Below are 23,236 nucleotides of genomic sequence, written 5' to 3'. Positions count from 1 at the left end.
AAAGCTGAGCGAATACTCGGTCTATTAACTAGTAATTTCAAGAAGATAAGTGGTGCCCGGAGGCGGATTCGAACCACCGACACGCGGATTTTCAATCCGCTGCTCTACCAACTGAGCTATCCGGGCACATTCTGCTAGGGCGGTTTGTTTCCCGTCCTGCGAAGGTGAGCGTCTTATAGGGTGCCAAATTTATCCTGTCCAGCAGGCAAATGCATTTTTTACAAAGAAATCTGCTTTCTCCACTGCCTGCTCACCTTTTTCTCTTAAGCGCCTTAAATCATGAGGGTTTTATCCCAAAATGAGCCTCACGACGGCATTGAATAGCCTAAGTAGGTGCCCCTTTTTCCGAAATATCCCAAAATAGCGCCACCATATTTCGCATGGCATCGCGAGCAACCGGTTTGAGAATATGCTCATTGGGCGCATGTTGCGAACAACCAGCATAAGAATGCGGAACCCAAACGGTCGGCAGGCCCAGTGTTTCTGCAAAGCACTCATTAGGCAAGGAACCAGCAAGGTTTGGCAAAAGATGGGGTGTCTTGCCACTGGTTTCTTCCAGGGATGCCATCACCATGCGCACCCAAGCATTATCTGGCGACAGGCGCGTTGCATGAAAGAACCCGCGATCTTCCTGCCTTATCTCGACATTATTAAATCCATTGGCATCCAGATGCGCACGCAAAGATGGGACGAGACCCTGTACATCCGTTCCCACAACGTAGCGCAGCTGGCAAACTGCGAAGGCATAACCATCAATCGCGTTTACTGGTGCTTCTGGCACACCGCTCTTCATTGCGAGCACGGCAAAGGAGTTCCAGCCAAACACACGCTCGGCAGGGGTGAGACCCTCCTCTCCCCAATTCTCGTTTATGGTCGGGCCTTGACTATCACCAACGGGAAGATCACTCAGAGCTTCCCTAATGTCTGGTGTCAGGCTGGTTGGGCGCCAGCTTGGAATCTGGATTTGACCGCGTTTGTCCGCGATGCAGGAGATTGCATTGGCAAGGATAATGGCGGGGTCTGCAAGCAGCCCGCCCCAGTTGCCTGAGTGATTGGCACCATCACGCAAGTTTACTTGTAGTGTGAATGTTTGCGCACCACGCGCACCGGTGAAGACTGTTGGTGTATCCGATTGCAAGCGCGGCCCGTCAGAGGCGATCAACACATCTGCTGCCAACATCTGCTTGTGTTCATCGAAGAACTCTTGCAGGCCAGCGGAGCCTGTTTCTTCAGAAGTCTCAATGATCACCTTGCAGTTGAAGCCGAGTTGCTTCTTTCCCTGCAAAAGGCATCCCAAGGCCTGAAGGTTAATGAGATGCTGGCACTTATTGTCAGCAGTACCGCGCCCGTAAATGCGTTCGCCGTCTTCTTCCAGAACGAACGGGTCTCTTCCCCCCATCCAGTTACCAGCTTGTCCGCGCACAACATCTCCGTGTCCGTAAGTCAGCACTGTCGGGAAACTAGGATCTTCGATGCGTTCACCGAACAGGAAAGGGCCACCAATCGGGTTCGGATTATCGAAGATGTGCGTTTTGAAGCCAAGACGCTCGAGAAGTGGTCGCATCTCCTCTTTCAGATAACGCATCAATTGGTGTTTTTGGTAGGGTTCCTGACTTTCCGTCGGAATAGCGATTAATCGGGCCAGGTCAGTGAGGAATGCGCCGCTGTCGAAATATGTTTCCGCCCGTTGGATGGCTTCATTGCGACTGGACATTCTCATTCTCCCTTTCAGACTAGGTGCGCGCAGTTAATCACTTAAGGGGGTTCCAATCCACTCTGTTTGTTTCAGCAGCTTTAATGCACTCTGAAGACCAGCGCCCGTTGCAATGCACATGCCGGGCAGGATCATCCACTCCAACGCCCAAGCTGAACCTGAGCGCTCTTGTTCATGCACCAAGGCGCTATGCATCGCAGAGACCTGGGTGCTGTTGTAACGGGCAAGCGTTACCAGTAATTCCGCGTTGATCGGGTTGTGTTTGTGGGCCATGGCTGAGGAGCGTCCACCACCGGAAAGTTTAATTTCCTCAAGGCCCTGTTGTGCCATCAAGGCAACGTCCGTACCAATCTTGCCAAGGCTGCCGGAGATCATGGAGAGAACGTTTGCGTAATCCACCATATTGTCCCGCTGCGTATGCCATGAATGCTCCGGAACTCTCAGGTCCAGCTCTGCCGCCATATGCGCGGCAATAGCAACTGCATGTTCGCCCTGAGCATGGCTTGTTCCTACAGGTCCGCCAAACTGAAGCACTGCAACCTCCGGAGCGACATCGTCTAGCCGTTGATAGTGCCGTTTCAGCGGTTCAATCCATGTGGAAATGCGGTCACCTGCGGTTATTGGCAGCGCGGCTTGCATGCGCGTTCTGCCCATCAGCGGATAATCACTATTCGCCGATTTCACAGTTTCAAGTGCAGCGATGACCGCAGACAAGCGTTTTTGCAGAATTTGAGAGGTTTTTCGCAGAGCTAATACCAGTGCGGTGTCCATCACATCCTGACTGGTGGATGTTTTGTGGCATTCTCCAGCGTATGGCTCGCCAACGCGCATGCGCAGTTGCTTGATGAAAGCCGGGATTGGCAGGCCATCTTTTGCGACGCCTGCCTTGATCCGCGTTATGTCAGGTGCAAACCCTTTGCAGCCAGCAAGCACAGCGTCCTTTGCTTCGGCTGAAACCAGAGAATGTGCGAACAAGGCCTTGGTGAGAGCCACTTCATAAGCCAGATAGTGATCCAGAGTTGTTTCCAGAGCGAAGGCGCGTTGCACGTCCTCATCTCCAAACAATCCGCTCCACATAGGGTTGGTGAAGAGGCTCACACTCACATTAGTCCCTTTCCAGCGCGATCGCGATGCCCTGACCAACTCCAATACACATAGTGGCCAGTGCGCGTTTTTTGCCTTGCAGGCTCAGTTCCAACGCTGCGGTTCCGGTGATGCGTGCGCCGGACATGCCCAGTGGGTGGCCCAATGCAATCGCCCCGCCATTCGGGTTGATATGAGCTGCACCTGCATCCAACCCCAGTTCGCGCAGAACTGCAATCCCCTGACTTGCAAAGGCTTCATTGAGCTCAATGACGTCAAAATCAGAAGGTTGCAAATTTAACCGCGCGCATAGTTTTTGCGCTGCAGGAGCAGGGCCAATGCCCATAATGCGCGGTGCAACACCGGCTGTCGCTCCGCCAAGCACGCGTGCAATTGGGGTCAGACCATATTTTTTGACCGCTGCTGCAGAGGCAACAATCAACGCAGCAGCGCCATCGTTGACACCTGAGGCATTACCCGCAGTCACGCTGCCATTTTCACGGAAGGGTGTCGGCAGCTTTGCCAGTTTCTCGGCAGTTGTCCCTGCACGTGGGTGCTCATCAGCGGACACGATAATCGGATCGCCTTTGCGCTGCGGGATTGTGACCTCGATGATTTCCTTGGCAAGGCGGCCATTTTCTTGTGCAGCCGCTGCTTTAGCCTGTGAGCTCGCGGCAAACGCGTCCTGATCAGCACGGGAGACACCAAAGTCTTCAGCAACGTTTTCGCCAGTCTCAGGCATGCTGTCGATGCCGAACTGCTTCTTCATTTTCGGGTTCACAAACCGCCAGCCAATGGTGGTGTCGAACACTTCGTTGGCACGAGAAAACGGTGAGGTCGCCTTTGGCATCACAAATGGCGCACGGGACATAGATTCCACGCCGCCAGCAATCACAAGATCGCATTCACCTGTCTTGATGGCACGAGAGGCTGCAATGACAGCATCCATACCAGAACCACAAAGGCGGTTCAGCGTTGTCCCAGGCACAGCCTCTGGCAAACCTGCCAGCAGCGCGACCATGCGAGCCACGTTGCGGTTGTCTTCACCAGCCTGATTGGCACAGCCGTAATACACTTCATCAACGGCTTCCCAATCAACTGACGGGTTCCGCTCCATCAATGCTTTAATTGGCAATGCGCCAAGATCGTCCGCCCGAACAGAAGACAGCGCGCCCCCATAACGACCAATCGGTGTTCTAATATAATCGCAAATATATGCCTCAGACATCAGGCCGTCTCCACTCTGTTACCCGCATGCGCCGCCGCCGTTCGCGCTTTTAATGCGCGCAGAACAGACAGTTCCTCCTCAGTCGGCACAGGGGTCTCCTGCAAATCATCCGAGAACCGTACAGCCCAAGACACTGTTTGTTGCACCCGTTCTTTGGTCGTACCCGGATGAAGCGAGACCACTGTCAGCTCTTTGGTAACAGGATCAGGTTTCCAGATGGCAAGGTCGGTAATCAGCAGGGTTGGGCCTTTTGTGGTGATGCCCATACGAGCTCGGTGGTCACCTCCCTCTCCGTGCCCAAAGGAGGTGAAAAAGTCCAGTTTCTCAACAAAACCACGCTTGCTCTGCTTCATGGTGATGTAAGTTTCCTGAGAGGAAGAGGAGATCTCAGGCGCTCCGCCGCCACCCGGCAATCTTACCGTTGGATGGTCGTAGTCACCCACAACAGTGGTGTTGATGTTAGCGAAACGATCAATCTGCGCTGCCCCCAGAAAACCGACTGTGATCTTGCCACCTTGCAACCAGTAGCGGAACATCTCGGTTACTGAAACCGTCGTCAGCGCTGTGTCACAAAGCTCACCATCTCCAATGGAAAGCGGCAAAATATCTGGCGCAGTGCCAATCGTTCCACTCTCATAAATCAGCGTAATATCTGGTGCGTGAGTTAAACGGGCGATGTTACAGGCAGCAGATGGCGGGCCGATGCCCACAAAGCACACATCCGTGTTGCTCAAGGCGCGGGATGCCGCGATGGCCATCATCTCGTCCGGGGTAAAGTCTGGTGCTGTCACGGAGTTACCTCCAGCCCTTTGATGCGGTCAGCAAACACCTCTGGTCCCTGTTTCAGCACGTGTTCTTCCATCCATGCCTGAAACCTCTCACGATCTGCTGCGATCGGATCCCAGTCGATATACGTCTTGTTGTCTCTGCCGTAATACCCTTGCGCATAAGACGGATGTGCCCCGCCGCGCACTTCGCAAATAGCGGAGACGGTCCAGTGTGGCAGGATGCACGCGTTCATATGCGTGTCCAGCTCATCAACCACTTCCTCAACCGTCACAATGGAGTGCGTAGCAGCCAGCACGGCTTCCTTTTGGACACCCACAATTCCTTCGATCAGCACATTGCCTTTGCGGTCTGCTTTAAGAGCGTGGATGAAAGCCACGTCGGGCCGAATGGATGGAACAGCGGCCAGTTCTTCCCCCGTAAAGGGACAATTGATTTTCTTGATATTCGGATTTACGCGCTGAAGTTCTGTGCCCATATAACCACGAAACACGGCGCATGGCAGGCCAGCAGCCCCAGCTTCATATGCATTGGCAAGAGCGGCGTGGGAGTGCTCTTCAATCTCGATGGAGCGCGGCCAGCCGTTTTCGATTGAATCACGCACACGTCGCAATAACCCAACACCCGGATTACCCGCGTAGGAGAAGATCAATTTCCTGACCAGCCCCATGCCGATGAGCTGATCATAAATAAGATCAGGCGTCATGCGAATGACAGCGAGTTCATCAATGCCCTGCCGAATAACTTCGTGGGCAGCGGCGTGGGGAATAAGATGCGTAAAACCCTCAAAAGCGGCAGTGTCACCGCTTTTGAGGTATTTCGTGACCGCATCTTTTAAAGACAGAAATTCAGCCATATTTATCAATCAGATATCAAAGAAGACGGTTTCGTTTTCACCCTGAATGTAAATGTCAAAGGTGTAGGTGTCGCCGGATTGCTTCGCGATCAGCGTTGATACGCGCACGCGATGTTCAATACTGCCCAGCACCGGATCAACTGCGTTGGCTTCGTCCTCTTCCGGGAAGTACATGCGTGTATTGAGGCCAATGTTTATTCCGCGCGCAACGATCCAGAAGTTAATATGTGGTGCCTGTGTCCTGCCATCAGGAAACGGAACAGACCCCGGCTTCACAGTCTCAAAGCAGAACTCACCACTTTCCAGATTGACCGGCTGGCGCCCCCATCCAGTAAAGTGGGGATCAGCTTTACCACGCGTTTCTGACGGGCTGTTGAACAGACCTTCACTGTCTGCCTGCCAAATTTCCAGCATGGCGTCTTTCAAAGGCGTTCCGGTTCCATCAAACACACGACCTTTAATGGTAATGCGCTGGCCTTTGGTTTGCAGATTCACCATGCGCGCGCCAAGGTCTTCTTTGAAGATCCCTGTGTTCCCGATGAAGTTCGGTGTGCAGCCGATATGAACGTACGGACCAGCCGTCTGGCTTGGGCTTTCTTTCAGATACTCCAGCTTAGTCATATCAATTGCCCTCCATACGGTTCTCAAACATGGTCGAGCGGCGGCCACGCAGGACGATATCAAAGCGGTAGGCACGAGCGTCCATTGGCACAGAATGGTTCATGTCCAGTTTGGCAACCAGCATCTCAATCGCAGCCGGATCATTGATCGTCCTCACAATCGGACACAGCGGAATATGAGGATCGCCCTCAAAATACATCTGTGTGATCAGGCGCTGCGCGAAACCGGAACCAAAAAGCGAAAAATGGATGTGGGACGGGCGCCAGTCATTCACCCCGTTTGGCCACGGATACGGGCCGGGACGAACGGTGCGAAAAGCATAGTATCCATTCTCATCCGTGATGACGCGACCACATCCGCCGAAATTCGGGTCAAGCGGCGCAAGGTAGCCATCTTTTTTATGACGGTAGCGGCCACCAGCGTTGGCCTGCCAAACTTCTACCAGCGCATTCGGAACTGGTCTGGCTTCTTCATCCAGAACATGGCCATGGACAATGATGCGCTCTCCCTGCGCACTTTCACCCGGTTTGGCATAATTCTGCACTAAATCTTGATCCAGCTCACCCAGCATGTTGTGGCCGAAGACTGGTCCGGTGGTTTCGCTGATTGTATTTCCGAGAGACAGAAGCGCCTTTTGCGGAGACCGCAACACGCTCGTTTTGTAGTTAGGCGACAATGCCGGAGGATGCCAGTTCCGGTCTCGTGGAAAGAACGGACCAGCATTGGTCGTTGGCTTGCTCATCTCACTCCCCTGACGCATCAAGCTGCGCGAAAACATTTTTGACGACTTTGATGGCGCTGTTTGCGGCTGGCACACCGGCATAAATTGCGGTGTGCAGCAGAGCTTCGCTTATATCTTCCCGTGTTGCCCCGGTGTTTCTTGCAGCCCGCACATGCATGGCCACCTCATCTAGGTGCCCTAACGCAGCGAGAAGCGCAATAGTTACAATGGACCGTTCTCGCAATGTCCAGTTGTGCCGCGACCACACATGCCCCCAAGCCGCTTCAGTGATAAGCTCCTGAAAAGGCGCATCAAAACTGCTCTTTTGAACTTCAGCAGCATTCACGTGAGTGTCTCCCAACACTCTCCGTCGTGTCTGCATGCCTTGTTTGTAAATTTCGCTTTGCCGCAGTTCACGCTGGTCAACCCTGTTTGGCCAACGAGAAATCGCCTGCCGAACAAGATGCGCCAGATACTCAGGTTGCTCCAGACTTGGCAGATGTCCGCAGTTTCCCACCCGCTCATATTTAGCGTTCGGAATGAGGCTTGCCATCTCCTCAACCAGTTCTGGCGGTGTAGACTGGTCGTCCTCACCAGCAACGCAGAGAACAGGCACGTCAATCTGTGCGGCCTGACAGGTCAGATCAGCGTCCCGAATGGCTGCACATGTGCCGATATATCCGTCCAAAGGTGTTCGGCACAAAAGATTCCGATATCCTGCAACTGCTTCTGGCCATTTTGCCTGAAAGCCCGCTGAGAACCAACGAGACATCACTGTATCAGCGATCCCCTCCATCCCGTTGGCCTCAATTGCGTTGATACGCTCTTGCCACGTCTGTGCGTCACCGATGCGCGGTGCGGTGTTACACAGGATCAGCCCGCTCACCAGATCAGGCCGGGCGGCCTGCAGCGCCATTGCGATCATGCCCCCTACAGATACACCGCAAATCACTGCATTCTTGATGGACTGGCTGTCCATGAGCGCAGCAAGGTCACGCATATGCAAGTCAATCGAATACCGCTCATCGCCAACACTAGAAAGACCATGCCCACGTTTATCATAGGTCAGAACTTCGCCTTGATGCCCGAGATGAACCAGAAATTCATCCCAAATGCGAAAGTCCGTTCCCAATGAATTAATCAGAACAAGCGCTGGTGCTGCTGACTCTGAATTGGTCTTACTGAAGTGAAGCGTTGTAGAGTTTAATTCTATGAAGTGCATGCGCATCCCCCTAAACGGATCAATTGCATGTCTGTTTCAAAATGAATAATGATATTATCCAGACTAATCATATTGAGATTGTTATGAATAACTTACGCAGATTAAAGCTCAGGCATTTAGAAGCATTTGTGGAAGTGTCTCGCCAAAACAGCGTGAGCCGCGCTGCGGAGGTGCTTCATCTCACCCAGCCAGCCGTCACCCGTACTATTCGCGAACTGGAAGAAATATGCGGGCAGCCTCTGATTGAAAAAGATGGGCGCGGGATCCGTATCACCCATTACGGTGAGGTGTTCCTGCGTCATGCAGGCACCAGTCTTGCCGCTGCCCGTAACGGCATCAATGCATTATCTCAGCTCAACTATAGCGACGGCCCGATGGTCCGCATTGGCGCTCTGCCAACAGTGGCTGCATCGCTCATTCCGCAGGCCGTTAAGGCTTTCCTTGATACAGGGTTGCGAAACAGGCTTCATATCGTAACCGGAGAAAACCACGTCCTGCTGGATCAACTGAGAAATGGTGAGCTGAATCTTGTTATGGGCCGCCTGCCAGCACCAGAGAACATGCAGGGATTGGTGTTCGAGCCGCATTACCGCGAGCGTGTCGTTTTTGCCGTCGACAAGAACCATCCCCTCGCAGGAAAACCGCAGATCAGCGTGAATGAGCTGGATGCTCATCCGGTGCTAATCCCTTCTGCAGCCTCAATTATTCGCCCGTTCGTCGATCGGCTTTTCATTGAACACGGCATTCCTGAACCAGAGCAGGCAATCGAAACCGTCTCTGACTCGTTTGGCAGGGCCTTCACACAGGAATACAACGCAATCTGGATCATTTCACGGGGTGTCATTGCCCGCGAGATTGAATGCGGCCAGTTCGTGGAGTTGCCGATTGATACCCGTGCGACGGTCGGCTCTGTCGGCCTCAACATGCGCGCAGGCGAAACGCTGGATACGGCGGCTCAATGCTTTGCCGAGATCCTTATGGGACTGAGCGAGAAGGAAGAAGCGCGCGCATCAGCTCACTGAGCCTGCGCGAATTCAAGGTGCATATTGATACCCAATACGGCATGAAAAGCACGGTATTTTTCATTATTCATTTTGAAAAGTATATGTAATTCTCCGATTTCACAGTGGTGATTCCTAAGAATTCCCTTGGCGGATCATCCGGATCGTGATTAAGAATTTGACGGCCTTAGGGAGATGAGACTGCCCCAAGTAGCAGGATCAGGAAGGCTTGTTTGGTTTCGACCATTCTTCAGGAGGGTCACATACTTATGTTTGGTAATTTCAAAGGCTTCTGCGCTTCTACAGCACTTTTGCTTGCCAGTGTTTCTATGGCAGGTGCAGCAGAATACACATTTAAGCTCCACCACTTTCTAAGCCCCAAAGCGCCAGCGCAGACCAAAATGCTGGAACCATGGGCAAAGGCCGTTGAAGAAAATTCCGGCGGCCAGGTCAAAATCGAGATCTACCCGTCCATGTCGCTTGGCGGTCGTCCACCAGAGCTGGTCAACCAGGTTCGTGACGGCGTTGTTGATCTCGTCTGGACCCTGAACGGTTACACACCGGGCTTGTTTCCACGCACTGAAGTGATGGAACTTCCGTTCGTATTCCTGGATGATCCACGCGCGGCAAACCTTGCACTTTACGACATGTTCAAGAGCGATCTTGAAGTTGAATACAAGGGCTTGGAAGTCATGTTCCTGCACGTGCACGCAGGCGCAGGCCTTCACACACGCGACAAGGAAGTCCGCAGTCCGGCTGATATGGCAGGTATGCGCATTCGTACGCCATCGCGCACCGGTGCATGGGTGATTGAAGCACTTGGCGCGTCTCCTGCAGCTATGCCGGTTCCCGAGCTGCCGACTGCTCTGCAAAAAGGCGTGATTGATGCGGCGTTTATTCCTTGGGAAATCATTCCACCGCTGAAAATTCAGGAACAGACCGAGTATCAGATCGAAGGTGCTGGCAAAGCGCGCTTTGGTACTTCTGTCTTTCAGGTTTCCATGAACAAAGAGCGCTGGGAAGGCTTGCCTGAAGACATTCAGAAGGCTTTCCGTGATGCGTCTGGTCCTGAGTGGTGGGCAAAGGTTGGTGAAGTTTGGCGTGCGACAGATGACTTTGGCATCGGCCTCGCTGTAAAGTCAGGCAACAAACACATCACTCTTTCTGAAGAAGAAACAGCTGTCTTTAGAGAAGCTCTGGCTCCGGTCGTTGATAAATGGACCTCAGAAGTCGCCAAAAAAGGCATTGATGGCAACGCGATTGTTGCAAAAGCACAGGCATTGATTTCCAAGCACAGCGAGTAGCTATGGGCGCCTTTCAAAAACTCGGACGCACCGGCATTGCCGGTGCATTCGAAAAACTTATTGTAGCATGGGCACTTACCGGCGGTGTAGTTCTGCTGGCGGTGGTCGCGATAAACATCTATTCCACCCTTGGCAACATGTGGGCAGCTCCTTTTCCCGGGGATTTCGAGCTCACTGAGATCGGCGTTGCTATCGCAGTTTTTTCCTTCCTGCCCTTCTGTCAAATCACTGATGCCAATGTCACAGCGGACATTTTTACCAGTAAGGCTGGTCCTCGTTTGAAAGCGTTTCTGGCGTTGATCGCATCGCTGATAGCGTTTGGGTTTGGGTTGCTGCTGTTGTGGCGGATGTACCATGGTATGTCTGATCAAAGAGAGTACGATTACACCACCGCAATTTTGCAAATCCCTGTTTGGTATGCGTATGTCCCTGTTTTGATTTCGCTTTTTCTGTTGAGCATTGGGGCGATTATTACGCTGAGTGAAAACACCAGAGATCTGACTCGGAGAACCTGATGGCGGAAAGTCTTATCATGGGCTTTGGAGCCCTCGCCATTTTGGTGTTCCTCATTGTCATCCGTATCCCGATTGCCTACGCGATGATACTTGTCGGCGGCGTTGGGATTGCGCTCGTCAATGGCCCAATGCTGCTGCTTAGTCAGTTGAAAACATTGGCATATGGCCAGTTCGCCATTTACGATCTCTCTGTCATTCCGCTGTTTATTCTGATGGGTGCGCTCGCCTCGAAAACCGGCTTGAGCCAATCCCTGTTCAGAGCGGCCAATGCATGGCTTGGCTGGATGAAGGGCGGCACAGCCATGGCAGCGATTGCCTCCTGTGCCGGGTTTGGCGCTGTTTGCGGATCATCACTCGCGACCGCCTCAACCATGGGTAAAGTCGCTCTGCCAGAGCTGAAGCGTTATAATTATTCAGGCGCTTTGGCCACCGGCACGCTCGCAGCTGGCGGAGTTCTGGGCATTCTCATCCCACCAAGCGTCGTTTTGATCATCTATGCGGTGATCGTGGAGGCGAACATCGTTACTATGTTCGTTGCTGCGTTTATTCCGGGTATTTTGGCCGTTCTTTTGTTCCTCGCGGTGATCGCGCTCTACGTTTTCGTCAGTCCCTCATCTGGCCCTGCAGGTGGCGCTGGAACGCGAGAAGAGTTCCTCGCAGCCTCTCTCGGCGTGCTGCCTGTACTGACCGTTTTCGGACTTGTCATCGGCGGCATTTATTTCGGCTTCTACAATCCAACACCAGCAGCTGCTGTGGGTGTGTTTCTCGTCATGTTGTTTGGGCTGCTCCAACGCAATCTGTCCCTCAGCGATATGATCGAGGCGCTGAAGGAGACAGCAGCGACTTCCGGCATGATTTACCTGATCCTGCTGGGTGCGGAACTGCTCAAGATATTCATGTCCCGCATTGGATTGCCGCAGGAGACGGCGGCGTGGATAGCAGGCTCTGGCCTGGAACCGATGACGGTGATGCTGCTGATCCTGCTGGCTCTGATCGCGCTTGGCTGCCTGATGGACAGCATGTCCATGATGTTGCTGGTCATCCCGTTCTTCTGGCCTGTGCTCATGGAGCTGAACGGTGGCATGTATCAGGGCGCTGACGACGCTGGGTACGGCATGAGCACTGAAGACCTGAAAATCTGGTTCGGAATTCTGGCGCTGATCGTCGTCGAGCTTGGGTTGATTACACCGCCAGTGGGCATGAATGTCTTCGTGATTTCAGCTTTGGCAAAAGACACGCCGATGATCCAGACCTTCAAAGGTGTTGCCCCGTTCTTTGGCGCCGAGCTGGTGCGTGTTGCAATTCTGGTGAGCTTCCCAGCGCTAACCCTTTGGCTGCCCAGAGTCCTTTCCTAAACGCAAAACGACAGGTTGTCTTGGCCGCATTCATTGCTGAGACAACCGAATGGATCAAAGCGCTCTGATAGCAATTTTGCTATAATTTCTGCCTATAAATCAATTTTACATATCAATCATAAACAGCAACACTGAACACTATTCAAACGTGTATTCGCAATCCATTTTACTTCTGACTTAGCGCATACCCCATTGCCGCGATCTGCCAGATGTTTTGAACCTAAGGAATTTTTCATGACCCACCATAGAGATCGTACTCAGGTTGCGATTATCGGCGGCGGTCCTGCTGGTTTATTACTCTCTCACATCCTGAGCGAAAACGGCGTGGACAGCGTTGTCCTGGAACAGCGCAGCAAAGACTATGTTCTCTCGCGCATTCGTGCTGGTCTTTTAGAGACCGGTACAGTTCAGCTGCTTCGCGATTATGGCCTTGCGGAGCGTATGGATCAGAATGGTAAGAGCAAAAAAGGCTCATGGATTACGCGGCAGGGCTTTGAAAGTCATTTCATTGATACGCACAAATGGACTGGCAAGGAGATGATGGTCTACGGCCAGACCGACATCACCGAAGACCTGTATGACGCCCGCGAACGCGCTGGCGGCAACATCATCAACGAAGCCACTGATGTGACCCTTCATGATGTGACCTCTGACAAGCCTTCTGTGACCTACGTGAAGGACGGGCAGACCTGTCATCTGGACTGCGACTACATTGCTGGTTGTGATGGCTTCCATGGTGTCAGCCGCAAGACCATTCCTGACGACATTTTACGCACCTACGAGCGGGCTTATCCGTTTGGCTGGCTTGGCATCATGGCAGAAGTGCCACCTCTGCCGGATTTGGTCTATGCCTATCATGAACGTGGCTTTGCACTCGCTTCGCAGCGAAACCGCCTGCTCAGCCGCTATTACATTCAGTGCCCGTTGACAGACAGTGTTATTGACTGGTCCGATGAGCGGTTCTGGGAAGAGCTGATCGCCCGCTTCCCTGCGGATGTAGCGTCAGATATCGTCACCGGACCCTCTATTGAAAAATCCATCGCACCACTCCGCAGCTTCGTGGCTGAGCCAATGCAATACGGACGTATGTTCCTCGCAGGCGATGCTGCTCACATTGTGCCACCAACCGGAGCGAAGGGGCTCAATCTCGCAGCCTCTGACGTGTTCTATCTCTCACGCGGATTGATTGAGCAGGTCAAGAGCAATCAATCCACTCATCTGGAGCGTTATTCCGAGCTGGCGTTGCGCCGTGTTTGGAGCTCTGAGAATTTCTCGTGGCGGATGACGCAGTTGATGCACGTCTTCCCGGACATGAACGGGTTCGATGCCAAAATCCAGCAGAACAGCTATGAGCTGCTGCTGCAAAACGAGACCCAACAGCGAGCGCTGGCAGAAGAGTATGTTGGTTTACCGTTTGAAGAGCTGGACGCGCTGACCTTATCAGCCGCTTAATCCAGCGATTGGAGAGAGGTTCTTCCCTCTCTCCCCACCACGAGAACGCGGCTGACTATTCTGTTTTGTCAGCAATTTCAATAATTGCTGCGGCAAAGGCCTCAGGGTTTTCTTGTGGCAGGTTATGTCCTGTACCCTCAACGAGACGCGCCTCATAATATCCGTTGAAGTTTGTTTCGTGCCCTTTGCTGTGCCGCGGTGGGCTTACGCCATCATTGGCACCAAGCAATGCAATGGCTGGCACATTGATCTTCGGTTGCGCGGTGAGCAGAACCTCGATCTTCTCAAAAGCGGGGTCTCCCTCAACCAGCCCAAAACGGTGTCTGTAGGAGTGGATGACAGTCTCAACGAAATCAGGATTGTCAAAGCTCTCGGCGGTTTCGCGGAAGGTTCGGCGAGAAAACTCCCAGGTGGGTGACCATTGCTGCCAGAGCATTTTTGTCAGATCTTCGCGGTTCTCAGTCAAACCATTGCGGCCACGTTCACTCTGGAAATAGTACTGATACCACCAGAGCTGTTCCTCCTCAGGCGAGGCAGGTCGGTAGGCTGCAGGGATGTTCTGGATGTTGTAGGCCACCCCGCCACTCACAAGCCCCCTCACCTTTTCCGGCCAGAGGGCTGCGGCGATACAAGCTGCCCGGCCACCCCAGTCATAGCCCGCAACAATCGCCTGCGGCAGCTCCAAAGCCACCATCAGTGACCGCAGATCAAAGGCCAATGCGCCTTGCTGACCGGAGCGCGGCGTTTGCGGAGACAGATATTGGGTAGGCCCGTAGCCACGCAAGTAAGGGATGATGCATCGAAAACCGCGATTGGCGAGAATGACGGAGACTTCATCATAGCTGCGCACGTCATACGGAAAGCCATGAAGCAGAACAGCTGGAACACCTGATTTTGGCCCAACATCCATATAGGCGATGTTCAGCACCCCGGCTTCAATAAACTTCATATGTCCAGTCCCCTATATCGCGCTCTAGCCTTTCAAACATTATAGACCAGAGTCACTGGGAGAAAGCCATTCTGCAAACTCACATTTAAGGCGGGCAACTTCTTCTGCATTTTGCATGAAGCAATCGAAGCCGCCGTCATAAGGCGCAAATATGCGTGATGTTTCCCGGTTCATGAGTAAAAAACGCTCTTCATCCTGTGCTGCATCTTTAAGAGCTTCGCGATAGACCTCAGGAAACCAGCGCACCTCATTGCCGTAAAAGCCTATGGTTTCCTCTTCGCCCCATGGGTCATCCTCATACTTCCATTTGAACCAGTACTTCAGACGAAACTGATCAAGAAGCTTGTGACTGTAAGGGAGAGGATACTTATCGAAATTCGGGAAATACGAGATGAAGAGGCAATTCTGCCCCTCCTTTAAAATCCGATTGGCCAGTACCCTGCCTCTGTTAAAGACAATTGCAGCTTCTTCCGGCGTTTCTGCGTATCGTCTTGTATCCGGTAGTGCATGGAACCTGACCCACCTTTCGGGCAGTACATCACGGAGGTAATGGCTATAGGGAGGGAGGTCTCCAAAATAGCCTTTCCATTCATCAATGAACCTTTTCACAATGATACAACCCTGTCTCAACCACTCAGCGGAACCATTGAATAATCAGAGGACACTTAGTTGAGATTGGTTCGAATTTTCCTAGGTAAATAGCTGCAATCCGTTTTGAATTGAGAAGAATTACAGGAACGCCTTCACATCTTCTGCGCTCAGCATCGCCTTAGAAAAGGCCGCAAAAATGCGGGTGGAAACGGGATTGCTGACGGCTTCAAACTCCGCATGCCACTGAATGCCAAGGAAGAACGCTTTGTCTGGATGGTGAAAGGCTTCAATCACACCGTCCTCAGAAAGAGCATTAAGCACCAGCCCGTCTCCAAGCGTCTCAACCGCTTGTTCGTGCAGAGAGTTTACCTGATGGTCGCCTTCACCAAGGATAGAGTTCAGCAGTCCATCCTCTTCAAGGATGAGTTGATGAGCTGCCCCGTATCTTTGTTTTGGTGGCAGCGTGTAGTCGATGGGGTGGTGCAGCGAAAACTCATGGTTCGCATAAAGGTCATTTCGGATTGTGCCGCCGAAAGCCACATTCATTTCCTGCATGCCACGGCAAATTCCAAGCAGTGGCAGGTCATTTTCAAAAGCGGCACGGATCAGCGCAAATGCAGAGGTGTCGCGCTTGTCATCAAACGGGCCATGGCTCTCCAAGGTGCCGTCATTGTTGTAATACGCAGGTTGAATGTTGGAGGCATCGCCTGTCAGAATAAGCCCGTCAACCAGCGACAGCACATGAGCCAGTTCTGCTTCCTTCAGGAGCGTTGGGATGATGAGAGGGATTGCCCCAACAGCCTGCAATGCGGCTGTCAGGTACTTATCATCAATGGTTTGCGTTCCAAGGCCCGCATCTTCTGAGGAATTCGCCAAAATTCCGACAATGGTTCTTTTATCAGCAGCCACGCTCTGCGACGTGGTTTTGCCAGTGTTGCTTGTCATAAGCGTATCCCTTCAGGGCACGAAAACTCGCGGCGCACCTACGCGCTCAAAATCAATGGAAGAATAATTATCGCTTCAGCGACTTTGCGTAATGTGTCTCAATGCGCTGTTGCACAAATTCCAGCATGACCGACATGACCCAGTAGATGATGGAGGCGGTGATCAGCATCTCCAGAATCTTGAAGTCAGATCGTCCTTGCGTTCGTGCAATGAACATAATGTCCCAGACGCCGACGACGGAAACCAGCGAGGAATCTTTGAGCATCGCGATGAACTGGTTGCCCGTTGGCGGCACAATAACCCGCATGGCTTGGGGCAGGATGACTTTTCGAAACGTCAACAAACGCGGCAAGCCCAACGCATCCGCAGCTTCCCATTGCCCAAGTGAGATCGACTGAATGCCAGAGCGGAAAATCTCGGTCATGTACGCCCCATACACCAGCGACAGCGCGATGATTGCTGCTGGAACGGGCGAAATGACATAGCCAATCTGCGGCAGGCCGAGATAGATCAGGAAGAGTTGTACCAACAGCGGCACGCCGCGAAAATACGAAGTATAAAATGCCCCGACACCCTCAACCACCCCAATGCCGGAGAGCTTTGCGGTGGCACCCAGCAAGGCAAAGATGAAGGCCAGTGTGATCGCAATGGCAGAGACATAGAGCGTGGTGAATGCCCCTGTCGTTATCAGAAAGGGCAGTTTGCGCCCGATAAACTCAAAACTCAGCTCAAAGCTCAGGAAGAACCCGAAAGCTCCTGCAGCAAGCAGAAGCCACACAGTGATCAGCTGAGCGCGCCGGGACAGGCTGAGTATGAGAAACCCCAGCCCTGACGCCAGCAGGAAAATCACCATGGATACAGAAAAACGCCCCCACCAGCTGGCAAGTGTTTCTTCACTCATCGCAGGGCGAAGGAATGACCCGATCACGCCTTGATTGAACGCGAGATAAAACGCGATCACAAAGGCCAGTGATCCGAGCGTTGCCGCTGCTTTCAGGCGGGCCGGACCCTGCCTGAAAGCGCCATTGGTGAGTGTGACCATGATCTTACTTTACGCTCACGAGGTCCGCGCCGTGCCATTTCACGGAGAGCTTGGTCAAAGTACCGTCACTCTTCATGTCCTCAACAATGGAGGCCAGCTTGTCGCTAAGCTCTTTGTCGCCTTTATCAATCGCAATCGCCAGCGGCTCATAAAAGATCGGATCACCCAGCTGTTTGATCGGCAGGCCCTTCTTCATCGCCTGCTGAATAACAGGAACGGACTGCGCCAATGCATCAAGACGCACGCCGTCACCAAGAGACAGTTCGTCAAACTCGTTGATATCGCTGTAAAGTTTGATTTCACCCGGTGTCACAGCGTATTCGAACGCCGGTGCGCCAACCGCATCAATCTCAAGCTTGTGCTCCAGGTACTTGTGGTAGGTGGACGAGCCCACAACGCCGATCACCTTACCGTCCAGATCCTTAAGCGATGTTGCCTTGGAGTTTTTGTGAACCGCAAAAGCTGCCGGGGTGTAGTAGTACACGGCAGGAAAATCCAGCACCTGTGCGCGGGCTTTTGTTGGGGTCATGGACCCGACAACCATATGCCATCTGCCAGACCAGCGGCCCGCAGTCATGATTTCCCAACCCGGCGTTACAAACTGCACCTCAACACCAAGACGCTTTGCGATCTCTTTGGAAACGTCAATATCAAAGCCCTGCAGCTGGTTGTCGTCTCCCATAAAGGCATTCGGGCGGTAATCTGAGTTAGAGCCCACGAGCAACGTCTTGCTCTTCATGATCGCATCCAGAGCCTCTCCCGCCTGTGCGCTCATGCCAACAACGCTTGCAGAGACAAATAGTGCAGCCCCTAAGATGGCTTTCCCGGTATTTTTAAACATCCCAACCCCCAAATTCGTCATTATGACGGATATTTCTCAAAGTTTTGGGCAGTTTATAAGTGCGGGTTAGAGCAAGACAAATCAGTCTGATTGATCCATGTATAGAAAAACTCTATACATCATTCATGGCCATCTCTCGACGTTTCGTCCCCACCCTTCAGGAATTACGTGCACTTGCGGCAGTTGCACGGCACAAATCTATCTCCGCGGCCGCGCGGGAACTGAACGTCTCACAACCAACAGTATCCTATCATATCAGGCAGTTAGAAGAGCGTTGGGACGTTAAGCTGTTCCGCATGAACGGGCGCAATCTGGAGCAGACGGAGCTGGTTCAGGATATCCTTTCGGAAGTCTCAGCAATCAACAATGGTATAGAGAACCTCTCATACCTCCTCGCCAGCCAGACCGCACGAAAGCAGCTCACAATCGGCATTGCACCGTCTCTCGCCTCCATCATGCTGGTCCCGCGTTTAGCTCAATTCTCCGCTTTGCACCCGCATGTGGCGATCCGGATCAGTGCAGCCAATCGCTTCGTTGATTTTGCGGAGGAAAAGCTCGATGTGGCGCTGCGCTTGCTGCCCAAGCCTGAGGGCGATCTCGGCGCGTCTCCGCTTATTCCCCTGCCGCAAGAGCGGATGCGTGTGGTGTGCTCACCAAACTATCTGGAGACCATCGCAGGAGAGCGTCTGGCACCGCATTCAACACCAGTTGAGCTCTTTGCCAAAGCTGATTTCATTCATGAAGACGAGGCCTTCCACTGGCAGAAGTATCTGGAAGCCAGTTGGCCTGACTTTTCCGGCCAGATGGTGCAGCAGCTCACCTTCAACAACACGGACCTTATCCTGCAAAGCGCTATTGCCGGACGTGGCTTTGCCATTCTCAGAGACCTCTATATCATAGATGCATTGAATGCAGGCACGCTTGTAGAGCCGTTTGCTGAGACGCTCCCTTGCCAGCGCGCTTTTCAGTTTGTCTTGCCAGAAACGTCTATCCCCTCAGCCCCGGTTTGGGATTTCATCAACTGGCTGAGTGACGAGATGACAAAGATGCAAATTCGCTAAGCAACTTGCCCCCCAAACCAACTGGATAAGATAGTCAAGCTGACACTCATGCTCCCGACACATTGTCAGCTCGCCCTCACGGTTCCCGTCAATGTGCCAAGGAAGTAATCATCTTTTGCCCCATCTGCTCAAAACATCGTCAAGCAAACAAAATTCTAACTCTAAGTGATTATCAATAATTCACTTTAGCACTATACAATATTCATTGGTTATGTATTGTCATATTAAATAAATATAATTCCTATATTCATGAAAACAAATTCTCACATCAATAAATATAACAAAATTAAAATCACTAAACCAAACCACGGAAACAAACTACTTATATGATGACGAGCAATCAAATTATTCATCGAACCCTCAAAATAATTTACTTATCGCGGCGGAATCAAACATCGCTATCACAAGGATTTCAGGAGCGCAGCGTCCGGCCCGGCAACATGACCGGACATGCATCTCTCAGAAGGACAGGCCTTCGAAAGTAGACTTGGTCTGACTGCAGAGATATCGTAGGGTGATAGCAGGGCATACCCGTTAACCGGGTGCCAGCACACTAGCCCAAAGCCAACGGCTGAGCATAGTTATTGTCCTTTTCAGAGCCGAATACGTTCAAGAAACTCTTTTCTTATTGGAAGGAAAAGGATGGACATTCATCAACTCAAAACCTTCGTGACGGTCGCGCGCGAAGGCAGCATAACCAAAGCTTCAGAATTGCTCTTTCGCAGTCAGCCAGCTGTCAGTGCGCATATCAAAAATATGGAAGAGACATTGGGATTAACGCTCTTTCAACGCACACCGCGTGGAATGGCTGTTACACCCGACGGGCAACGCCTCCTCACGGAAGCACATCAATTGCTGGATCGGCACCAGAAATTTCTGGAAGAAGCATCCCGCTTGCGCGGCAGTCTTGCCGGTAGCCTGACCCTCGGCGCTGGCCGCAACTCCAGCACAGGCGTTGTGAGCAATCTGCTTGCGGCTATGTCTCAGGAGTTCCCCGAGGTTGAAGTTGAGCTGCAACACCGCCCCTCTGTGAAGGTGCTGGAAGGCATTCGCAATGGCAGCCTCGACGCCGGATTTTACACGGAAACAGGTGAGGATGACGCCGGACTGTCTACCTTGGAGATCTCCAATTTCTGCGTTTACCTCGCAGCCCCTGCGGATCTTGTGCCCGTTGCGGCTGAGGTGAACTGGAAGGCACTTGAAAGCGTGCCGTGGATCTACCCAAGTGGCGACTCCTGTTGCGGGCGTGTGGCAAGGGATCTTCTGGACACGCACGGTATCAGGCCCAAGCGGGTGATCAATGTGGATGATGAGGGGGTTACACGTGCTTTGATTGCCAGCGGTGTTGGTATCGGGCTCGTTCATGCCAACTCAACAAACCCACAAGAGAACCAGGGTGATATCGTCTTACTCTCTCAGGTGCAAAAATCAGCCCGCGTGTTGTTTGCGCACCTGTCCTGCCGGAAAGAAGACCCGGTGATTGCAGCGGTTCGCTCCATTCTGGCGACAGACAATTGCACCAGCCTTTCGTTTCAAGACGACCGAACACTAGAGGCGGCACTCATCGCCTCCTGACACTTTCAAAAGAACCAGATTTGCAAGACTTCAGCTCAGCAATGGGCTGAAGTCGCTGCACTCTGCTTTCCAGTTGGGCGGATGGCTGCTCTGCCCAGTTGGCGTTAAAGACAAAAACAATCCGGAATACTGAGGAATTTTTTAGCGCAAACCCATTGTTTAATTCTCATCGGGAGAAGCCACATGCAAAGACTTCTTTACAGCCTCAGCGGAGCCTCCGGGCAACATTACTCCCCGCATGTCTGGAAAATTATGATGTCCCTGAAGCACAAGGGTCTCGATTTTGACCTGAAGCCAGTTTCCTTTGGCGACATTTCCAATATTGAAGACGGATCTTTCACCAGCGTTCCTGTGCTCAACGACCAAGGCACGCTTTTAGGCGATAGTTTTGAGATCGCCGAGTATCTGGAAGAGACCTATCAGGAGGCACCCAGCCTGTTTGATGGCGCTGGTGGCCTCCAGCTTTCCCACTTTGTGGAGAGCTACTGCAAAACCGTCCTGCACCCGACATTGGCGGTGATTGCTGTGATGGATATGTACAACATCATGAGTGATGCCGACCGCGCCTACTTCCGGCCTGCACGCGAAAAACGGTTCGGAAAACCTCTCGAAGAGGTCTACGCAGGGCGAGGCGCCGAACTGAGCACTTTGCCAGAGAAGTTGAACCCTGTGCGCGACCTGCTCACCAATCAGGATTGGTTCGGTGGTGAGAGGGCGATGCATGCAGATTATGTACTGTTCGGCACCTTGCAGTGGTGCAAAGTGTGCTGCCCAGATCCAATTCTTGCTCCGAGTGACCCCGTCAATTTGTGGTTTGAACGCATGTTGGATCTTCATGATTACATGGGTCGCAAAGCTCTCAGCGAAGCTGTTGCCGCCTAGCGCTGTCTATATTTCGCGCAACTCCAAATTACTAAGCCCTTCTGAAGGCATCGCATTTTTTTGCGGTGCCTTCTTTTTATGCAACCGCCTGTATTATCAATAATTTAGAAGCGATAACTTCCGCTGAGGCATTCCTCATCTATCCTGAGGGAAGCCATCAGTTTTTTCAGCTTGTTTAAAGCAAACCTTTCCGGCTCCATAGGGCCACACGAAAAAATATTACTGGACGCGAGGAACAAATTTCACCTCAAAACCGGCAGAGCAAACGGAGATTTATCGGAGTCTGCGCGTGCTACCGCTCTGCCCATGCATAAGAACAACGACAAGCCAACGCAGTTTGTCAGGGGAGCGCCTCGCGCAAATCCTGCATCGGCATTTTTCAGTCTTTCTTCCCAAGTGAAGGATCAGAGAATTTATGGATGCACATATTGAAGCCTCGGACTATTTGGCCAAAGGAACAGCCCCACTGTCCTTTGACTGGGTCCGACAAGTTCACACTCTGGGGCCGACTGGCACGAACTGCGAGAGAGCAGCTCTGACATGGGTACAACGTCACTGCAAAACCACCGAAGTCTTTCTTCACCCGACCATGGAAATTGCAGCGCAAGCCGTTGCTCAATGCCGCAAGTCCGTTTTGCTGAGTGTCGTTGCCTACCCGCATCTTCATTCGATTATTTACGAGCACATCGGCCAACTGAAACTGATGGACGTGTTCATCATGAACACCGACAACATGGTTCTGGCCTCTTCTACCGGCAAAACACCTGCCCTTTGCGCAACGCATCCGGCACCGGAAAAACTGATCCCGGCCTCTATTGAGCGCAAGTACGTCACCAGCAACGCGCAAGCCGCGGCTGTGTGCGCCAAAGGCGAGGCTGATGGCTGCATCACCACGCTGTGCGCCGCCAACGAGTTTTCTCTGACAGTCCTGACAAAGCACGGCCCCGTGCCTATGGGCTTCACCATTCATGGCCCGTTGCAGGCCGCAACACAGACCCAACCTTCATTCACCAATGATTTTCAAAACCCCAACAGGAGGGAATTTCATGACACAGAAAGCTTATGAAACACCAATCGATATCCGCTACCGCGATACAGATTCAATGGGTCATGTGAGCAGCCCGATCTACTACGATTACATGCAGTCCGCTTACCTGGAATACATGCATGATCTGCTCAAGCTGCCTAAGTCTGAAAAGCTGCCGCACATCATGGTGAAAACCTCATGCGACTACGTTTCTCAGGCTCTTTACGGCGACCATCTGGTTGTGTTGAGCCGTGTGACAAAGTTTGGTGGCAAGAGTTTTGAGATGCAGCATGAAATGCGTCTTGGTGATGCAGATGGCCGCGTGGTTGCCAATGCAGCTTCCACTCACGTGATGTTTGATTACGAAAAGCAGGCAACCTATCCGGTGCCGGATGAGTTCAAGACTGCGGTTGCAGCTCTGCAAGAACCTGCCGCTCATCATCAGCCAGCTTAAGATCCGTCACT

The 23,236-nt window shown here is 52.4% G+C and carries 23 protein-coding genes and 1 tRNA gene; 10 read left to right on the top strand and 14 right to left on the bottom strand.

From position 1 onward, the window contains the following. Window positions 1–50: 50 nt before the first annotated feature. From PsAD13_RS11685 to pcaD, 9 genes are all read right to left on the bottom strand, one after another. Window positions 51–126: transfer RNA gene (locus PsAD13_RS11685), tRNA-Phe, on the bottom strand. A 199-nt stretch (window positions 127–325) separates the two neighbouring features. Next, window positions 326–1,714 carry a M20 family metallopeptidase gene (locus PsAD13_RS11680; RefSeq protein WP_063318275.1) on the bottom strand — a complete coding sequence of 463 codons (1,389 nt, stop codon included), beginning with the start codon at window positions 1,712–1,714 and terminating at the stop codon, window positions 326–328. Window positions 1,715–1,747: 33 nt separating this feature from the next. Next, a complete protein-coding gene (locus PsAD13_RS11675) occupies window positions 1,748–2,818 on the bottom strand; it encodes a 3-carboxy-cis,cis-muconate cycloisomerase (protein WP_063318274.1) in 1,071 nt (356 codons plus the stop codon). A 1-nt stretch (window position 2,819) separates the two neighbouring features. Then, on the bottom strand, window positions 2,820–4,025 hold the full coding sequence (pcaF, locus tag PsAD13_RS11670) for a 3-oxoadipyl-CoA thiolase (RefSeq protein ID WP_063288041.1): 1,206 nt from the start codon (window positions 4,023–4,025) through the stop codon (window positions 2,820–2,822). Next, window positions 4,025–4,816, bottom strand: coding sequence for a CoA-transferase subunit beta (locus PsAD13_RS11665; protein WP_063288040.1), 792 nt, complete (start codon window positions 4,814–4,816; stop codon window positions 4,025–4,027). The genes pcaF and PsAD13_RS11665 overlap by 1 nt, the downstream gene beginning before the upstream one ends. Next, window positions 4,813–5,667, bottom strand: a complete 855-nt coding sequence (locus PsAD13_RS11660; RefSeq protein ID WP_063288039.1) for a CoA-transferase — start codon at window positions 5,665–5,667, stop codon at window positions 4,813–4,815. The genes PsAD13_RS11665 and PsAD13_RS11660 overlap by 4 nt, the downstream gene beginning before the upstream one ends. A 9-nt stretch (window positions 5,668–5,676) precedes the next feature. Beyond that, the gene (pcaG, locus tag PsAD13_RS11655; protein ID WP_063318273.1) at window positions 5,677–6,288 is read right to left on the bottom strand and encodes a protocatechuate 3,4-dioxygenase subunit alpha; all 612 of its coding nucleotides are present in this window, start codon (window positions 6,286–6,288) and stop codon (window positions 5,677–5,679) included. 1 nt (window position 6,289) lies between these two features. Beyond that, a complete protein-coding gene (gene pcaH, locus PsAD13_RS11650) occupies window positions 6,290–7,048 on the bottom strand; it encodes a protocatechuate 3,4-dioxygenase subunit beta (RefSeq protein WP_063318280.1) in 759 nt (252 codons plus the stop codon). Further along, window positions 7,032–8,231: a 3-oxoadipate enol-lactonase gene (gene pcaD, locus PsAD13_RS28575; protein WP_063318272.1), complete on the bottom strand. Its 1,200-nt coding sequence runs from the start codon at window positions 8,229–8,231 to the stop codon at window positions 7,032–7,034. The genes pcaH and pcaD overlap by 17 nt, the downstream gene beginning before the upstream one ends. Window positions 8,232–8,314: 83 nt before the next feature. On the opposite strand from pcaD, the gene pcaQ reads away from it, so the two are divergent. The 5 genes from pcaQ to pobA all read left to right on the top strand — a co-directional run bounded on the left by pcaQ (window position 8,315) and on the right by pobA (window position 13,858). Beyond that, complete coding sequence (pcaQ, locus tag PsAD13_RS11640; protein ID WP_208986556.1) at window positions 8,315–9,253, top strand: pca operon transcription factor PcaQ; 939 nt, start codon at window positions 8,315–8,317, stop codon at window positions 9,251–9,253. A 248-nt stretch (window positions 9,254–9,501) separates the two neighbouring features. Further along, window positions 9,502–10,536: a TRAP transporter substrate-binding protein gene (locus tag PsAD13_RS11635; RefSeq protein ID WP_063292848.1), complete on the top strand. Its 1,035-nt coding sequence runs from the start codon at window positions 9,502–9,504 to the stop codon at window positions 10,534–10,536. 2 nt (window positions 10,537–10,538) lie between these two features. After that, window positions 10,539–11,051 (top strand): TRAP transporter small permease, encoded by a 513-nt coding sequence (locus PsAD13_RS11630; protein WP_063292849.1) that lies wholly within the window; start codon window positions 10,539–10,541, stop codon window positions 11,049–11,051. Next, window positions 11,051–12,406, top strand: a complete 1,356-nt coding sequence (locus PsAD13_RS11625; RefSeq protein ID WP_063292850.1) for a TRAP transporter large permease — start codon at window positions 11,051–11,053, stop codon at window positions 12,404–12,406. Before PsAD13_RS11630 ends, PsAD13_RS11625 begins: the two co-directional genes overlap by 1 nt. 234 nt (window positions 12,407–12,640) lie before the next feature. After that, the gene (gene pobA, locus PsAD13_RS11620; protein ID WP_063318271.1) at window positions 12,641–13,858 is read left to right on the top strand and encodes a 4-hydroxybenzoate 3-monooxygenase; all 1,218 of its coding nucleotides are present in this window, start codon (window positions 12,641–12,643) and stop codon (window positions 13,856–13,858) included. A gap of 55 nt (window positions 13,859–13,913) precedes the next feature. Here pobA and PsAD13_RS11615 read toward each other — a convergent pair whose 3' ends face one another. The 5 genes from PsAD13_RS11615 to PsAD13_RS11595 all read right to left on the bottom strand — a co-directional run bounded on the left by PsAD13_RS11615 (window position 13,914) and on the right by PsAD13_RS11595 (window position 18,226). Further along, entirely contained in the window at window positions 13,914–14,807 is an 894-nt protein-coding gene (locus PsAD13_RS11615) for an alpha/beta hydrolase (protein WP_063288033.1), read from the bottom strand. Between the two features lie 39 nt (window positions 14,808–14,846). Then, a complete protein-coding gene (locus PsAD13_RS11610; protein ID WP_063302702.1) occupies window positions 14,847–15,416 on the bottom strand; it encodes a hypothetical protein in 570 nt (189 codons plus the stop codon). 120 nt (window positions 15,417–15,536) lie between these two features. Then, window positions 15,537–16,343: a gamma-glutamyl-gamma-aminobutyrate hydrolase family protein gene (locus tag PsAD13_RS11605; protein ID WP_063318270.1), complete on the bottom strand. Its 807-nt coding sequence runs from the start codon at window positions 16,341–16,343 to the stop codon at window positions 15,537–15,539. Between the two features lie 67 nt (window positions 16,344–16,410). Beyond that, entirely contained in the window at window positions 16,411–17,385 is a 975-nt protein-coding gene (locus PsAD13_RS11600; protein WP_057461496.1) for an amino acid ABC transporter permease, read from the bottom strand. 4 nt (window positions 17,386–17,389) lie between these two features. After that, window positions 17,390–18,226 (bottom strand): transporter substrate-binding domain-containing protein, encoded by an 837-nt coding sequence (locus PsAD13_RS11595; RefSeq protein ID WP_063296161.1) that lies wholly within the window; start codon window positions 18,224–18,226, stop codon window positions 17,390–17,392. 125 nt (window positions 18,227–18,351) lie between these two features. Here PsAD13_RS11595 and PsAD13_RS11590 point away from each other — a divergent pair, with 125 nt between their 5' ends. From PsAD13_RS11590 to PsAD13_RS11570, 5 genes are all read left to right on the top strand, one after another. Continuing rightward, on the top strand, window positions 18,352–19,287 hold the full coding sequence (locus tag PsAD13_RS11590) for a LysR substrate-binding domain-containing protein (protein ID WP_063318269.1): 936 nt from the start codon (window positions 18,352–18,354) through the stop codon (window positions 19,285–19,287). Between the two features lie 642 nt (window positions 19,288–19,929). After that, complete coding sequence (locus tag PsAD13_RS11585) at window positions 19,930–20,862, top strand: LysR family transcriptional regulator (RefSeq protein WP_063288028.1); 933 nt, start codon at window positions 19,930–19,932, stop codon at window positions 20,860–20,862. A 183-nt stretch (window positions 20,863–21,045) separates the two neighbouring features. Further along, window positions 21,046–21,744, top strand: a complete 699-nt coding sequence (locus PsAD13_RS11580) for a glutathione S-transferase family protein (RefSeq protein ID WP_063288027.1) — start codon at window positions 21,046–21,048, stop codon at window positions 21,742–21,744. A 415-nt stretch (window positions 21,745–22,159) separates the two neighbouring features. Then, window positions 22,160–22,810, top strand: coding sequence for a hypothetical protein (locus PsAD13_RS11575; protein ID WP_063318268.1), 651 nt, complete (start codon window positions 22,160–22,162; stop codon window positions 22,808–22,810). Continuing rightward, window positions 22,791–23,225 (top strand): thioesterase family protein, encoded by a 435-nt coding sequence (locus tag PsAD13_RS11570; RefSeq protein ID WP_057461502.1) that lies wholly within the window; start codon window positions 22,791–22,793, stop codon window positions 23,223–23,225. The genes PsAD13_RS11575 and PsAD13_RS11570 overlap by 20 nt, the downstream gene beginning before the upstream one ends. Window positions 23,226–23,236: the final 11 nt, after the last annotated feature.

The organism is Pseudovibrio sp. Ad13 (genome assembly GCF_001623225.1).
In the GTDB taxonomy this organism is placed as follows: domain Bacteria; phylum Pseudomonadota; class Alphaproteobacteria; order Rhizobiales; family Stappiaceae; genus Pseudovibrio.
The sequence above is the reverse complement of the archived record's forward strand: the minus strand, read 5'-3'. Positions and strand labels throughout refer to the sequence as shown.

Excerpts from the sequence above, each read along its gene's own strand:
- PsAD13_RS11590 (WP_063318269.1), top strand. The coding sequence starts at position 18,352 with ATGGCCATCTCTCGACGTTTCGTCCCCACCCTTCAGGAATTACGTGCA.
- PsAD13_RS11605 (WP_063318270.1), bottom strand. The coding sequence starts at position 16,343 with ATGACAAGCAACACTGGCAAAACCACGTCGCAGAGCGTGGCTGCTGAT.
- PsAD13_RS11580 (WP_063288027.1), top strand. The coding sequence starts at position 21,046 with ATGCAAAGACTTCTTTACAGCCTCAGCGGAGCCTCCGGGCAACATTAC.
- pcaD (WP_063318272.1), bottom strand. The coding sequence starts at position 8,231 with ATGCACTTCATAGAATTAAACTCTACAACGCTTCACTTCAGTAAGACC.
- PsAD13_RS11585 (WP_063288028.1), top strand. The coding sequence starts at position 19,930 with ATGGACATTCATCAACTCAAAACCTTCGTGACGGTCGCGCGCGAAGGC.
- PsAD13_RS11680 (WP_063318275.1), bottom strand. The coding sequence starts at position 1,714 with ATGTCCAGTCGCAATGAAGCCATCCAACGGGCGGAAACATATTTCGAC.
- PsAD13_RS11660 (WP_063288039.1), bottom strand. The coding sequence starts at position 5,667 with ATGGCTGAATTTCTGTCTTTAAAAGATGCGGTCACGAAATACCTCAAA.
- pcaF (WP_063288041.1), bottom strand. The coding sequence starts at position 4,025 with ATGTCTGAGGCATATATTTGCGATTATATTAGAACACCGATTGGTCGT.
- PsAD13_RS11625 (WP_063292850.1), top strand. The coding sequence starts at position 11,051 with ATGGCGGAAAGTCTTATCATGGGCTTTGGAGCCCTCGCCATTTTGGTG.
- PsAD13_RS11575 (WP_063318268.1), top strand. The coding sequence starts at position 22,160 with ATGGATGCACATATTGAAGCCTCGGACTATTTGGCCAAAGGAACAGCC.
- PsAD13_RS11595 (WP_063296161.1), bottom strand. The coding sequence starts at position 18,226 with ATGTTTAAAAATACCGGGAAAGCCATCTTAGGGGCTGCACTATTTGTC.
- PsAD13_RS11570 (WP_057461502.1), top strand. The coding sequence starts at position 22,791 with ATGACACAGAAAGCTTATGAAACACCAATCGATATCCGCTACCGCGAT.
- PsAD13_RS11635 (WP_063292848.1), top strand. The coding sequence starts at position 9,502 with ATGTTTGGTAATTTCAAAGGCTTCTGCGCTTCTACAGCACTTTTGCTT.
- pcaH (WP_063318280.1), bottom strand. The coding sequence starts at position 7,048 with ATGCGTCAGGGGAGTGAGATGAGCAAGCCAACGACCAATGCTGGTCCG.
- pcaG (WP_063318273.1), bottom strand. The coding sequence starts at position 6,288 with ATGACTAAGCTGGAGTATCTGAAAGAAAGCCCAAGCCAGACGGCTGGT.
- pobA (WP_063318271.1), top strand. The coding sequence starts at position 12,641 with ATGACCCACCATAGAGATCGTACTCAGGTTGCGATTATCGGCGGCGGT.
- pcaQ (WP_208986556.1), top strand. The coding sequence starts at position 8,315 with ATGAATAACTTACGCAGATTAAAGCTCAGGCATTTAGAAGCATTTGTG.
- PsAD13_RS11615 (WP_063288033.1), bottom strand. The coding sequence starts at position 14,807 with ATGAAGTTTATTGAAGCCGGGGTGCTGAACATCGCCTATATGGATGTT.
- PsAD13_RS11600 (WP_057461496.1), bottom strand. The coding sequence starts at position 17,385 with ATGGTCACACTCACCAATGGCGCTTTCAGGCAGGGTCCGGCCCGCCTG.
- PsAD13_RS11630 (WP_063292849.1), top strand. The coding sequence starts at position 10,539 with ATGGGCGCCTTTCAAAAACTCGGACGCACCGGCATTGCCGGTGCATTC.